This is a genomic window from Mesorhizobium sp. M0571, from assembly GCF_040320985.1.
In the GTDB taxonomy this organism is placed as follows: Bacteria; Pseudomonadota; Alphaproteobacteria; order Rhizobiales; family Rhizobiaceae; genus Mesorhizobium.
The window spans coordinates 12,254-24,830 of the sequence record NZ_JAMYQT010000035.1 but is presented as its reverse complement, the minus strand read 5'-3'; the positions used below and the strand labels follow the sequence as shown (position 1 = coordinate 24,830).

General features: G+C 62.5%; 13 protein-coding genes and 2 pseudogenes. 3 read left to right on the top strand and 12 right to left on the bottom strand.

From position 1 onward, the window contains the following. Positions 1-95: 95 nt before the first annotated feature. Positions 96-1,250, top strand: a complete 1,155-nt coding sequence (locus NKI85_RS28230) for a PA0069 family radical SAM protein (RefSeq protein ID WP_352529276.1) — start codon at positions 96-98, stop codon at positions 1,248-1,250. A gap of 210 nt (positions 1,251-1,460) precedes the next feature. Continuing rightward, entirely contained in the window at positions 1,461-2,156 is a 696-nt protein-coding gene (gene rnhB, locus NKI85_RS28225) for a ribonuclease HII (RefSeq protein ID WP_352779332.1), read from the top strand. 184 nt (positions 2,157-2,340) lie between these two features. Here rnhB and NKI85_RS28220 read toward each other — a convergent pair. The 8 genes and pseudogenes from NKI85_RS28220 to NKI85_RS28185 form a co-directional block, all read right to left on the bottom strand. Further along, positions 2,341-2,496: pseudogene (locus NKI85_RS28220) on the bottom strand (ATP F0F1 synthase subunit B); the annotation flags it as partial. A 539-nt stretch (positions 2,497-3,035) separates the two neighbouring features. Next, on the bottom strand, positions 3,036-3,527 hold the full coding sequence (locus NKI85_RS28215) for a F0F1 ATP synthase subunit B (protein WP_352529280.1): 492 nt from the start codon (positions 3,525-3,527) through the stop codon (positions 3,036-3,038). Positions 3,528-3,537: 10 nt separating this feature from the next. Then, a complete protein-coding gene (locus tag NKI85_RS28210) occupies positions 3,538-4,119 on the bottom strand; it encodes a F0F1 ATP synthase subunit B (RefSeq protein ID WP_352529282.1) in 582 nt (193 codons plus the stop codon). Positions 4,120-4,184: 65 nt separating this feature from the next. Then, positions 4,185-4,409 carry a F0F1 ATP synthase subunit C gene (locus NKI85_RS28205; RefSeq protein ID WP_006206606.1) on the bottom strand — a complete coding sequence of 75 codons (225 nt, stop codon included), beginning with the start codon at positions 4,407-4,409 and terminating at the stop codon, positions 4,185-4,187. Between the two features lie 67 nt (positions 4,410-4,476). Further along, positions 4,477-5,235 (bottom strand): F0F1 ATP synthase subunit A, encoded by a 759-nt coding sequence (locus NKI85_RS28200; protein WP_352529284.1) that lies wholly within the window; start codon positions 5,233-5,235, stop codon positions 4,477-4,479. A gap of 72 nt (positions 5,236-5,307) precedes the next feature. Then, positions 5,308-5,706 (bottom strand): AtpZ/AtpI family protein, encoded by a 399-nt coding sequence (locus tag NKI85_RS28195; protein ID WP_352529286.1) that lies wholly within the window; start codon positions 5,704-5,706, stop codon positions 5,308-5,310. A gap of 256 nt (positions 5,707-5,962) precedes the next feature. Continuing rightward, positions 5,963-7,147, bottom strand: a complete 1,185-nt coding sequence (locus NKI85_RS28190) for a cell wall hydrolase (protein ID WP_352529288.1) — start codon at positions 7,145-7,147, stop codon at positions 5,963-5,965. Positions 7,148-7,254: 107 nt separating this feature from the next. Beyond that, positions 7,255-8,565, bottom strand: a complete 1,311-nt coding sequence (locus tag NKI85_RS28185) for an MFS transporter (RefSeq protein ID WP_352529290.1) — start codon at positions 8,563-8,565, stop codon at positions 7,255-7,257. A gap of 120 nt (positions 8,566-8,685) precedes the next feature. Between NKI85_RS28185 and NKI85_RS28180 the strand changes: the two genes are divergently transcribed. Beyond that, on the top strand, positions 8,686-9,606 hold the full coding sequence (locus NKI85_RS28180; protein WP_352529292.1) for a LysR substrate-binding domain-containing protein: 921 nt from the start codon (positions 8,686-8,688) through the stop codon (positions 9,604-9,606). 341 nt (positions 9,607-9,947) lie between these two features. Here NKI85_RS28180 and NKI85_RS28175 read toward each other — a convergent pair. From NKI85_RS28175 to NKI85_RS28160, 4 genes and pseudogenes are all read right to left on the bottom strand, one after another. Then, positions 9,948-10,178: pseudogene (locus NKI85_RS28175) on the bottom strand (ribosome biogenesis GTPase Der); the annotation flags it as partial. Positions 10,179-10,217: 39 nt separating this feature from the next. Next, complete coding sequence (locus tag NKI85_RS28170) at positions 10,218-11,108, bottom strand: SDR family NAD(P)-dependent oxidoreductase (protein WP_352449937.1); 891 nt, start codon at positions 11,106-11,108, stop codon at positions 10,218-10,220. Further along, positions 11,105-11,884: a hypothetical protein gene (locus NKI85_RS28165; protein ID WP_352449938.1), complete on the bottom strand. Its 780-nt coding sequence runs from the start codon at positions 11,882-11,884 to the stop codon at positions 11,105-11,107. The genes NKI85_RS28170 and NKI85_RS28165 overlap by 4 nt, the downstream gene beginning before the upstream one ends. Positions 11,885-11,895: 11 nt before the next feature. Further along, entirely contained in the window at positions 11,896-12,483 is a 588-nt protein-coding gene (locus NKI85_RS28160) for a protein-S-isoprenylcysteine O-methyltransferase (RefSeq protein ID WP_352449963.1), read from the bottom strand. Positions 12,484-12,577 lie beyond the last annotated feature (94 nt).

The following is a 12,577-nucleotide window of genomic DNA, read 5'->3' as shown; positions in this document are numbered from 1 at the left end:
AAAGTTCTTGCTTTGTTCTCACCAATCAAATAGGAATAGTTTCCATGAGCAGAGCGATTCGACAGCGGGCAGACAGTCCCTGGGAGAGGGCCAAAATGGAACAGATCGTGCGTGCCGATATTGCAGCCTTCGGAGCTGGCAGGGCCGAGATGGCGAATGCGATGATCGAGCAGAGCGGCATGCGCGTGCGTCCGGAACGCAATCGCGGCAGGTCGGCGGGCATCAATCCGTCCGGCCGTTTCGAGCCGGTCAGCCGGCATGTGTTCGACGACGGCTGGAATTCGCTGGAGGAGCTGCCGCCCTTCAAGACCGAGGTACAGGTCGAGAAGCCGCGCACCATCATCACCCGCAACGAATCGCCCGACATCTCCTTCGATCGCTCGATCAACCCCTATCGCGGCTGCGAGCATGGCTGCGTCTATTGTTTCGCACGGCCGACGCACAGCTTCATGGGCCTGTCGGCGGGGCTGGATTTCGAATCGAAGCTGTTCGCCAAGCCGGATGCGGCGCGGCTGCTCGACAAGGAATTGTCGAAGGATAATTACCAGCCGCGCACCATCGCCATCGGCACCAACACCGATCCCTATCAGCCGATCGAGAAGCAATACCGGATCATGCGCGAGATCCTCGAAGTGCTGGAGGCGCGCGGGCATCCGGTCGGCATCGTCACCAAATCGGCGCTGGTGACACGCGACATCGACATCCTGTCGCGCATGGCCGAGCGCGGGCTGGCTAAGGTGGCATTGTCGGTGACGACAATGGACCGGATGTTGGCCAGAACGATGGAGCCACGCGCGTCGACGCCGACCAAGCGGCTGGAGGCGATCCGGCAGCTTTCGGATGCCGGCATTCCGGCCTCGGTCATGGTCGCGCCGATCATCCCCGGACTGACCGACCCGGAGATGGAGCGCATCCTCGATTCGGCGCGGGCCGCAGGCGCGCGCGAGTCGGGCTATGTGCTGCTGCGCCTGCCGCTGGAGGTCGCGCCGATCTTCAAGGACTGGCTGCTGCGCCACTATCCTGACCGCTATCGCCACGTCATGTCGCTGATCCGTTCGATGCGCGACGGCAAGGACTACGATTCGGAATGGGGCAAGCGCATGAAAGGCTCCGGCCCCTATGCCTGGCAGATCGGACGGCGCTTCGAGATCGCCGCCAAGCGGCTCGGCCTCAATGCCGAGCGGCGCTCGCTGCGGACCGACCAGTTCATCCCCGCTGCCAAGGCAACCGAGCAGCTGATGCTGCTGTGAAGTCTTTGTTTATGCATGTCGTTTTCCCAAAACCGCGACACACTTTTGGGCGACATGCAGTGTTGGCGCCGGCCGCCATTGGCTGGGGCGAAAAATCCCGTCCGGCCTGTCCTGTCCCCGGGCTTCAGACGGTAACCCTCCGGGTCCGGTGCCCCGCCCGACCCAGAGGGACTTGCGGAGAATCGGAGCCGATGCGAACCTCGCCGCACCATGGCTCGCGCGCGTTCCGATTCTCCGCTTCTCTTCGAAATCGTCGAGAAACCCGACTTCTCCTTCGAAACGAAGGCGATGGCCGAAGGCCTGTGGCCGGTGGCGGGGATGGACGAGGCCGGTCGCGGCCCGCTCGCCGGGCCGGTCGTTGCGGCAGCGGTGGTGCTCGATCCTGCCAACATCCCCGATGGGCTCGACGATTCCAAGCGGCTGACGCATTTGCAGCGCGAGGCGCTGTTCCTGAAAATCCTCGGCTCGGCCTTGGCCGTGTCGATGGCGTCGGTCAGCGCGGAAGGCATCGATGCCAGCAACATCCTCAAGGCCAGCCTAGAGGCGATGCGCCGTGCCTTGGCCGGCCTGTCAATCCGGCCGAAGCTGGCGCTGGCCGATGGCCGCGACGTGCCGCCCGGCCTGCCCTGCGAGGGCAGAGCGCTGATCAAGGGCGACCAGCGCTCGCAGTCGATCGCCGCAGCCTCGATCGTCGCCAAGGTGATGCGTGACCGCATGATGTGCGGCTGCGGCAGCCATCATGCGCATTATGGCTTCGAGCTGCATATGGGCTACGCCACTGTGCGCCATCGCACGGCGATTGATCTGCATGGGCCGGTGGCACGGCTGCACCGCGCCTCCTTCGCACCGTTCCGGTTCGGCGGGACTGAGGTGCTGGAGGAAGAGAGCCTTTCGGGCCTGGATTGAGGTGAAAGCGGCTAGCCGTATATCTCCCCCCTCGAGGGGGAGATGTCGCCGAAGGCGACAGAGGGGGTCGGTACGTCCTGGCGCGACGCCATGAGGGACGAAGGAGAGGGTTGGCGCTCCACGCGCTGCTACCCCCTCTGGCCTGCCGGCCATCTCCCCCTCGAGGGGGGAGATTACGCTCCGCTTAATTCAACTTTGACTTCAAATCCTGCAGCGAGGATTTGAACAGGTCGGCGCCGGCCTTGGCGTCGATCTTGCCGGCAAGCAGTGTGCGGACGGCTTCGACGGCGATGTCGACTGCGCTGGCGCACACTTCGCCGATCGCCTCACAATCGGCCTCTACTTTTTTAAGTCTTCGTCACAGCATCACAATATGTACTTAAAATCATCTAAAGAGCAATCGATGAGCTTCACGCTCATATACCATTGAGCTTGCGGAGTTAGATGTCCGTCGTGATCGATTGATTTATTCGCGCCATCTCCACATGCGACAGAAATGTCCGTATCCGACGAAATATAAATAACGTGAAACGTTCTGCCTGACCCTTGCTGTTCCACAAAGTTCGTATCTCCGACGAAAGGGTTCCTCCAATAAAATTGTTTCTGTCAATTCGAATCAATACGGGGCTATATATAAATATAAACGATAGCGTTCCGAATAATGTGGCGATGGCTAACAGTAAGAACAAGAATTTCTTCATGGTCTTTTATTCCGGCACGCCACATCTGGCTTTGATGTCGTGCCAGGACGTACCGACCCCCTCTGTCGCCTTTGGCGACATCTCCTCCTCGAGGGGGGAGATTACGCGCTCAGCCGGTTTCGCTAAAAAAGCCGCCAGGTTTCCCAGGCGGCTTTCGATGAATTCTCGATGAAGTCACTTAGTTCAGCTTCGACTTCAAATCCTGCAGCGAGGCGTTGAACAGGTCGGCGCCGGCCTTGGCGTCGATCTTGCCGGCCAGCAGCGAGCGCGCCGCTTCCACCGCGATGTCGACGGCGCTGGCGCGCACTTCGCTGATCGCCTCGCGCTCGGCCTGGCCGATCTTCTGCTCGGCCAAGGCGGTACGCCGGGCGACATAGTCCTCGGTCTTCTTGTGCGCCTCGGCAGCAAGCATGTCGGCCTCGCGCTTGGCGGCGGCGACGATGTCGGCGGCCTCCTGCTCGGCTTCCTTGCGCTTGCGCTGGTATTGGCCGAGCAGTTGCTGGGCCTCTTCGCGCAACCGGCGCGCTTCCTCGAGCTCGCTGCTGATCTTGTCGGCACGGGCATCGAGCGCCTTGGCGATCATGCCCGGCACTTTGATGTAGACGGCAATGCCGAGGAAAATAATCAGGGCAACGGTTGCCCAAAGCGTCGCGAGAGATGTTGCGTCCATGATGCGCTCCTCACCCGGCCACGGATTTGACCGCGGCCGCGATCTCGGCCTTGCTGGCCTTGCCGCCGACAAGCGCCTCGACGATGGCCGAAGCGGTGTCCTCGGCGATCGTGCCGACTTCCTTCATGGCATTGGCCTTGATGGAAGATATGCGCGCCTCGGCCTCGCCAAGCTTCTGGTCAAGCGCTGCTTCGATCGTCTTGCGGGCAGCCTCCGCTTCCGCCTTGGCGGCATCGTTGGCCTGCTGGCCGATTGCATTGGCCTTGCCCTTGGCTTCCGCCAGTTCCTGCTCATAGGCGGCAACGGCGGCATCGGCCTCGCTTTTGAGCCGGGCAGCATGGTCGAGATCCTGCGTGATGCGGTCGTTGCGAACGTCGATGATGCCGCCGACGCGCGGCATCACTACCCGTTTTAAAAAGAGATAGAACAGCCCGAAGGTGATCGCCAGCCACAGAAGCTGCGAGGGGAACGTCGCCGGATCGAATGGCGGAAACGTGCCATGCGCCTCGGCAGGCACGCCGGTGGCGGAATGCGTGTCGCCTTCCGTTGCGGTGGGCGCGGACTCTTGCGCAAAGGCAGATGTCACGAACATGGACTATCCCCGAAATTCAGGCCCGCCGCAGGATCGCGGCCGGCCCGTTCAATTCTTCGCAGTATTCAGCCGAACAGAGCGAGAAGCGCGATGAGAAGCGAGAAGATTCCCAGCGCTTCGGTCACGGCGAAGCCGAAAATCAAGCGGCCGAACTGGCCGTCGGCCGCCGACGGGTTGCGCAGCGCGCCCGCCAGGTAGCTGCCGAAGATGTTGCCGAGGCCAATGCCCGCGCCGCCCATGCCGAGGCATGCGATGCCGGCGCCGATGTACTTTGCTGCTTCTGCGTCCATTTGTTCAACTCCTTTGGATCTAAAATTCCGTTGCAAATTCCATCCGGCGGCAATGCCGGAAACGTTGTTAGTGCCCGGGATGCAGGGCGTCGTTGAGATACATGCAGGTCAGCACGGCAAAGACATAGGCCTGCAGGAAGGCGACCAGCAGCTCCAGCGCCGTCAGCGCCACGGCCATCGCCAGCGGCAGAACCGAGCCCGCCACGCCGACCGCGCCGAGCGCGCTCAGGCTGACGACAAAGCCCGAGAACACTTTCAGCGTAATGTGACCGGCGAGCATGTTGGCGAACAGACGAACCGAGAGGCTGACCGGGCGCGAGACGAAGGAAATCACTTCGATCAGCACCACCAGCGGCAGCAGGTAAACCGGCACGCCATGCGGGACGAACAGCTTCAGGAAGCCAAAACCGTGCTTGGTGAAGCCGTAAGCGACGACCGTTCCGATCACCAGCGCCGCAAGGCCGAAGGTGACAATGATGTGGCTGGTGACGGTGAAGAAATACGGGAACAGCCCAAGCAGGTTGCCGACCAGCACGAACATGAACAGCGAGAACACGAAGGGGAAGAACTTCATGCCCTGCGTTCCCGCGGCGTCCCTCAGCATATTGCCGACAAATTCATAGGCCATTTCCGAGACCGACTGAAGGCGGCCCGGAACGAGGCTGCGGCTCGATGTGCTGAGGTAGAGAAACGCCGATGCGACAGCAACCGTCGCAACCATGAACAATGCCGAATTGGTAAAGGACAGGTCGTAACCGCCGATATTGATCGGAATCAGCTTGGTAATATGGAACTGGTGGATCGGATCGACCTTGTCAGCAGCCACGTTCACATCCCCATCAAAAGCCGCACGCGGCTTTAGCGTCCTGTTCAATGCGCCGGCATGCGGCGCCTCAATTCATTCTTTCGGATCGCGCGGCTTGTCGCCCGTTCCGAATTCCGACACAAGCCCGGCTGAACGCAGGACATTGAGCACGCCTGCGCCAAAACCCAGCAGCAGCCCGACTATCAGACCCCATGGCGATGTCCCCGCCACGCGATCGATAAACCAGCCGAGAGCCGCACCGACCACTATCCCGGCGATGAACTCGCTGGACAGCTTGAGCGCCTGGCCGTACCCGACCGCACTGCCCGCTTTCGCGTCGTCTTTCCCCTCGAGCCGATCCGGCCGCCTTGTCGCAAGCGATGCTTCAAGGTCGCGCCGGCGGCGCTCAAGATCGTCGTCGCGGTTGTCGGCTTCATGCTGCTTGCCGCGGCCGGTTTTTCCGGTTCCGTCTGGCCCATTCTTGTCGGCCACGCAACCCCCCTGCCCGGTCAGACCGTCACCGTCCGTCCGCTTCTTAAAGTCGCCGGCAACATAGTTAGAGGGTCCGCGCCCGTCAAGCCACGGGCGGACGTTCAAGCTCAAGTATTTTTTTGTTATAAATCAGCTACTTGCTTGGGTGCGACATCGTGCCCGACACGGGTCCCCGGCATGCTGCGGCCGAATCCCCACGGCGACGGGTCTTCGATCGGCCGCTCTCGCGCGAAAGATGCAAGGGCTACCCGAGCACTCAGCTCCAGCCGCCGCCATAGGTGCGGTAGAAGATGTGCAGGCCGATCCTGGTCATTTTCTGCATCGTCCGCGCCCAGCCCGGGTGGACGTAGTTGGCGTAATAATGGGTCGACGAGCCGACTTCCGGAATGAAGATCTTGCCGGCTGTGACGGCCATGGCGACATCCTGGGCGGTCTTATAGGAGGCGGGATTGTCGATGCGCTTCTTCCTGCCGTCACAGGCGAAGGAAAACTGGCAGCGGTTGAACCAGTTGTCGTTCTGGTAGACGACGCCGCAGATCGAGTTCGGATAGGCCGGGTTGCGGACGCGGTTGAGGATGACCTGAGCGACGGCGGCCTGGCCACGCACGGATTCGCCGCGCGCCTCGAAATAGATGCCGTTGGCGAGACAAGCCTGCTCCGGTTCGGAAAAGACGCTCGCCGGCAGCGGCGTCTGCATCCACGAATGATCGCCCTTGCTCAGCGGTGGAATGAAGCGGCCATCGTTCGGGTCCTCGTCCTGCAGCAAGGCCTCGAAAGGCGACGCCTTGGCGTAATCGGGGGCCGACGAGGCATAGGCGGTCGCCAGCACGTCGGGATGATCGTTGTTGACCAGCGCGGCAAGCATCGCCGGCACGCCGGGATCCGGCTTCTTGTCGGCGCGCGTGTGGAAGGCTGCGGCGATCTGGATTTCCTTGCCTTTGATCTCGGGCTTGGCGAAAGCCATCCTCAGGCCGCTGTCCATGCTTGGGCGGAGCAGTGAGGAGGTGCGCTCGAAGATTGACCCGGCGTTGAAGTTCTTCGGCGGCGAGACGGGCGAGACCTGGATGATGCGGCCCTTCTTGTCGGCGCGGATGATGCGGTCCTCGTCCGGCGTCGTGCCGGCGACGCTGCCCTTGCCGCGAAACGACACGGCACCGATGCCCGGCAACTGGACGCCGGAGCCGGAGAGCGAGCCGGTGCTGCTGGAATCGACGAACGGCATTTCGGCGGCGTGGACGGAACCGGCGACGGATTTCTCGACATAGGCGTTCCAGCGGACGCTCGGCGCCTCGAGGCCGGAGACCAGGCTGGTCATGTCCTGATAGGCGGTGACGGTCGGAAAGCCGACCCAGATGCCAAGGCCAATAATGAACGGAGACAGGAAGGAACGCTTTTTCTCACCGGCGGCGGCGATAAGCCGCGTCAAAACACGTCGATGCACGGAACTCTCCAGAAACGCAACGGACCCCACTGGAGAGCTACAATGATGCATTAACCTTGATGGGGCGTTAACAGCTTAGCACGTTGTTTTCCCATCTCATGTCGAAGTCAGGCGCTTTTGCGGCCATCGCTTGACGGAAGAAAGATCGGCCAGGCGATCAGTGCGCAAATGGCCGCAGCCAGCCAAACGCCTGCCCACGAGCAGAGCACGAGAAGCCCGGGAATGGCGATCGGCACCAGGAAAAACGCGATGAAGACCAGGCTGTTGGCGAGGCCGAGTGCCGTTCCGGCCTGGCTTGCGCCGGCCAGCGTCGCCAGTTCGGTATAGGCGACGCCATGCCAGGAGGAGACGCAGACGCCGGCCACGACCAGCACCGCGACGATCGCCGGCGACAGCATCGGTGCTTGTGTGGTGGCGGACAACAGAACCATCCCCGCAAGCACGGTGAAGGCGATCACGCTCAGCATACTGCAGAGACGCAGGAACGACCGGCGGTTGCCGTGACGGTCGGTGTAGCGGCCGCTCCAGACGCGCATCACCATGGCGCCGACCTGCACGGCAGCCAGGCTGGCGCTGATCACGGCTGTCCCCCTGCCGGCGAAATCATGCAGGAAAACGGAAGCAAAGGTGAGCACCGCCACCTGCGGAAAGCACAGCAGGCCGATGGCTGTTGCGATGCGCCAGACGGCTAGGTTGCGCAGTGGCGCCGGGCCAGCCGGCAATGCCGTGCTGCCCGAATTGGCATCGTCATGCGCCGGCGGCTGATGCAGCCAACGCCAGGCGAGCGAGGTCGAGACGACGGATGCAGCCGCCAACAGGCCGAACACCGCCGCGAAGCCATGGACTGAGGCGAGCGACGGCAGCACCAGCGCGCCAAGCCCGCCGCCAAGCGGCACCGCCGTCTGCCTGATGCTCATGGCAAAGCCGCGCTCGCCTTCGCCGAACCAGGCCATGATGGCGCGGCCGCTGGAGCCGTTGACGCTGCCGCCGAGCAATCCGGTGACCAGCAGAGCAGCGGCCAGAAGCGCGATGCTGGGAATATGGGCTGGTGACGGCACGACCAGCGCGGCCATGACAAGCAGCCACACCGCGGTTGCGCCGACCCCGGTCAGCAGCACGCGGCGGTCGCCCCAGCGATCGGTCAGCAGCCCCCACGGCAATTCGCTCAGCGCCACGCCCAGGCCGAGAAGGCCAAGCGCCAGGCCGAGTTCGCCATTGGAGAGATGGTAGCCCGAGCGCAGGAACACCGCCGTCGCCGGAATGCCGGAGAAGGTCGCGGAAAAGCAGGCATTGGCGGCGACGCCGATGCCCAGCACCTTCCAGCGATGATTGGCTCGAAGCACCGCCGCCTCTGACGGGGTGGTAACGGCGGCCGGGCGAAGCGGTTTGCAATCTGCTCGTGTGGCGACAGCGGACATGGTTCAGCTCCTGCATGGGCCGGCTGCATTCGGTCTTGACGCGCTGTCTCTACCGCCATAGCTTCGTACTGAATATCAGGAAATTTTTGACGTAATGTCCCAAATATCAGGATTATTGCCATGCGACGCGTGACATTCGATCTCGATGTCCTGCGCAGCTTCGTCACCGGCATGGAGCTGGGCAGTTTCGCCAAGGCCGCCGACCGGCTCGGCCGTTCGACCTCGGCAATCAGCGCGCAATTGAAGAAACTGGAGGAGCAGGCGGTGACGCCGATCTTCCGCAAATCGGGACGCGGCCTGGCGCTGACGGAGGCGGGCGAGACCATGCTCGGCTATGCGCGCCGGCTGATCGAGCTCAATGACGAGGCCGCCTCCGCCATCCACGATGTGGAGCTGGAGGGCTGGGTACGGCTTGGATTGCAGGAGGATTTCGGCGAGGCGGTGCTGCCGGAAGTGCTCGGGCGCTTCGCCCGCGCCCATCCCAAGGTCAAGATCGAAGCCAGGATTGCGCGCAGCTACGAGCTTGCCGAACGGATCACCTCGGGCAGCCTGGATATCGCGCTTGCCTGGCACAATGGCGCGACGCTGCCTTGCAGCCGGCATGTCGCCGACGTCCAGATGCGCTGGATCGGCCCGGCAAGACAGATCGAAACCAGCCTGCGCGAAGGCGAGCCGTTAGCGCTGGTGGCGCTCGAGGCGCCGTGCCTGCTGCGCAGCGTGGCGACTGAAACGCTGGACCGTGCCGGCCTGTCATGGCGGATGGCCTTCTCCAGCCCGAGCCTTGGCGGCATCTGGGCAGCCGTCGCCGCCGGACTCGGACTGACGATCCGCACCGATATCGGCCTGCCGGCCACCGTCAGGGCGATGACGCCGGAGATCGCCGGGCTGCCCGCCTTGCCCAAGATGGCGCTGTTCCTGCATCGCAAGGAGGCCGAGCCCGACGCGGTCGCGGCGCGGCTTGGCGACATCCTGCTGCAGGCAGCGCTGGAAGCGTTGCCGCAAGGTGCGCGGATGGATGAGGGGCTAAGAGACGTCGCTTAGGTTTCGACAAGACAGTTTTGAGGCGACGTCGCAGGACTTCCGAAGGCACAGCGATCCAGAACCGCACATCCTGCGTCGAATTTCTTCACACCCCCCTCTGTCCTGCCGGACATCTCCCCCTCAAAGGGGGGAGATTGCCAGCTTCGTTCTTGGCACCTTTCTTGCAACGTTAGAGATTGGCGAAGGCATTCGCGAAATCCAATCTCCCCCCTTGCGGGGGAGATGTCCGGCAGGACAGAGGGGGTGCTGTCCCGCCAGCGTTAGCAAAGATCCTGCACCGCAACGGCGCTCTTGCGTTACTCCCGAGCCGAGCGCAGGCGCAGCGCCCCTGAAAGCTCCCCTCAGTGGCGCTTCTTGGCCCTGCCGGCGAACGGGTTGTCCGAAGTGCGCAAGGCGATGCGGATCGGCACGCCGGGCATGTCGAAAGCCTCGCGCAGGCTGTTTGAGAGATAGCGGACATAGGATTGCGGCATCGCATCGGGGCGAGAGCAGGAGACGACGAAGCCCGGCGGCCGCGTCTTGGCCTGCGTGACATATTTGATCTTCAGCCGACGCCCGTCATCGGCGAGCGGTCTCTTGCTTCAATGAGGTTTTTCGGTGGCGTGCTGCGGTCAGGGGCTAATTCCCCGAGGGCCCCGGCGTAGCTGAATCTGGCGGGTACCGCAGCATTTCTTGAACTTCATACCTGAACCGCAAGGACATTGATCATTGCCGCCGCGTTGCAGCCGGCCGACCAGGGGCAGCAGCGCTGCGGAAGGCAGGAGCGCTGCCGCAAGGGCAGCCAACTTGGCCGAGATTCCCGGTACGACGAGGCGACGACCGGATTTGAACCCTCGCCACGCCCGTTCAGCCACATACTCCGGATCCACCTTGGGCAAGATGTTGAAGAGCACCGTCTGATTGGCGCCTGACCTTGCGAGAAACTCCGTCGACACCGGGCCTGGTGCAACGCATGTGACCGTCACACCGGTTCGGCGCAATTCCTGGTGAAGCGCCTCTGAGAAGAAGCGCACGAAAGCTTTGCTAGCGAAGTACAGAGCCATATAAGGCCCGGGAACGAACCCGGCCACGGAACTGAGATTGAGCACCCCGCCCCGTCGGCGCGCCACCATTCCCGGCAGAAAATGGAGGGTCAGTTCTGTGAGGGAATGTATGTTGAGATCGATGATGCCGAGTTGACCATCAATAGGCAGCGCCGTCGTCGCGCCCCGCAGGCCATAGCCGGCGCTGTTGACCAGGACATCACAGACCAGGCCGTGTGCGGACAGGAAGCCCTCCAGGCGCGTTGGCGCATCGCCTGCCACGAGATCCAACTCGAGCGTGAATGCCTCGCCACCCCTCTCCCGAACCTCAGACGCCGCAGCGGCCAAACCCTCGGGCGAGCGGGCAACCAGCACAACCGCACCGCGCTCCCGTGCAGCGACGCTCGCAATTGCCCGGCCAATTCCACCCGAGCCGCCAATCACGACGACGGCTGGCCGGAATTCACAGCGCGAAATCATGTCGCGTTCCTCTGTCCTGCAGGAGCGGCAACACTTTGATCGAGCAGCATCACTTCATTGGCGACAATGCCGTTCAGGATCTTTTCGAATCTCTCCAGTGCTCGTGCAACGTTCGCTCCATCCATGACCCGGTGATCGTAGTGGATGCGGACATTCACCGATCCGTCTTTGCCGATGGGACCGTAGTTGAGAAGCGTGGTCAATGGTGTCAGCGGGTTGAGTGATTCCGCACCGAGACCAGAATAGACGGACAGTTGGAAGGTACCGAAGTAATTTGACCTTTGCCGGGCGATGTTCAACCCTAGCCACATAAGCAGCCACCTGACTGGCGCGGGCGCACCTGCCATGCGCAAGGCACGCCGGAACTCCGGGACCTCCAGGATCGGCCGTGATCGAGCCGCGTGGATGGATCCCTCAAGTTCCGTGATGGAGTAGCGCTCCGGGCGCTTGATGCAGCTCAGCAGAACGGCCGGCTCGCCATCATATTCGCGCTCGTGGGCAATCGAGGCTACGCTTGCCGGATACTCGTAAAGCTGCGGCCAGGGCAACTTGACATAGGCGCGCCGCAGCTCCGGCATCTCTAGGGCGAGAAGCGCATATCCTTTCAGGAAGATCGCGGTCCACGAGGGCCTGGCCTGCTGCGCCATCCTAGCCCTTACGAGTGGGCCGAGGTTCATCTGACGCTGCACCGCGACCCGTGGCACGCCGATCGAAAACCTCATCAGATCGCCAACAAGGCGCCGGGGCGCGGAAAGCTTGAGGGCTCGGCCTCGCATCAAACGTACCTCTAATAAAGATAAGGGAATATTCGCTTGGTCTTTTCCATATAGGCACGGTATTGCGGGCCGAAATTCTCCAGCATCATACGCTCTTCCTCGTCCACTCTCAGCAGGAAAAGGACTGCGAACCCAATCAAACCCGATATGCCCGCAATCCAGTTCGGCAGCAGAAAGACCTGGCCGAGCCCCATAAGCAGGAAAGAGGTGTACATAGGGTGACGGACCAAGGCGTATGGCCCGGCGCTGACCAGTTCATGCCGTTCGCGGATCTCCAGCGTAATCGACCAGTTCCGGCCAAGTTCCTTGTGGGACCTGCGAAAAACCCATAGCGCGGAGCAGAAGATGATTGTGCCGAGAGCCACGGCCCACGCGCTGGCCGGGTGGTCAGCCGCTGCGGGCATGCCGGTGACAACATAGAAGGCAGGCAGGATTGCGAGGCCAAACAGAGCAGATGCAAGCCCGACGATGTCGGAACGTGAGCGGTAGCCAGTTACAATTCGCACGCGCCTTGCCCGGCGCTCGAAGGGATACCGGATCACGTACCAAGCAACGATGCCGATTACCCAAATGACCTCGCCAAGTGAGGCTGCCGCAATGCTCACTTCAGGTCACCAGCGCCCTTTCTGCGATCGCGACTGTAGCAGTTGCCCCTGAGTATGGCCAGTTCACCCATCGCCTCGATTTCGTCAC

What these genes read in the sequence shown, in the direction of transcription:
- NKI85_RS28180 (WP_352529292.1), top strand. Translation starts at nt 8,686, where the DNA reads ATGCGACGCGTGACATTCGATCTCGATGTCCTGCGCAGCTTCGTCACC.
- rnhB (WP_352779332.1), top strand. Translation starts at nt 1,461, where the DNA reads ATGGCTCGCGCGCGTTCCGATTCTCCGCTTCTCTTCGAAATCGTCGAG.
- NKI85_RS28215 (WP_352529280.1), bottom strand. Translation starts at nt 3,527, where the DNA reads ATGGACGCAACATCTCTCGCGACGCTTTGGGCAACCGTTGCCCTGATT.
- NKI85_RS28205 (WP_006206606.1), bottom strand. Translation starts at nt 4,409, where the DNA reads ATGGACGCAGAAGCAGCAAAGTACATCGGCGCCGGCATCGCATGCCTC.
- NKI85_RS28210 (WP_352529282.1), bottom strand. Translation starts at nt 4,119, where the DNA reads ATGTTCGTGACATCTGCCTTTGCGCAAGAGTCCGCGCCCACCGCAACG.
- NKI85_RS28170 (WP_352449937.1), bottom strand. Translation starts at nt 11,108, where the DNA reads ATGATTTCGCGCTGTGAATTCCGGCCAGCCGTCGTCGTGATTGGCGGC.
- NKI85_RS28165 (WP_352449938.1), bottom strand. Translation starts at nt 11,884, where the DNA reads ATGCGAGGCCGAGCCCTCAAGCTTTCCGCGCCCCGGCGCCTTGTTGGC.
- NKI85_RS28185 (WP_352529290.1), bottom strand. Translation starts at nt 8,565, where the DNA reads ATGTCCGCTGTCGCCACACGAGCAGATTGCAAACCGCTTCGCCCGGCC.
- NKI85_RS28230 (WP_352529276.1), top strand. Translation starts at nt 96, where the DNA reads ATGGAACAGATCGTGCGTGCCGATATTGCAGCCTTCGGAGCTGGCAGG.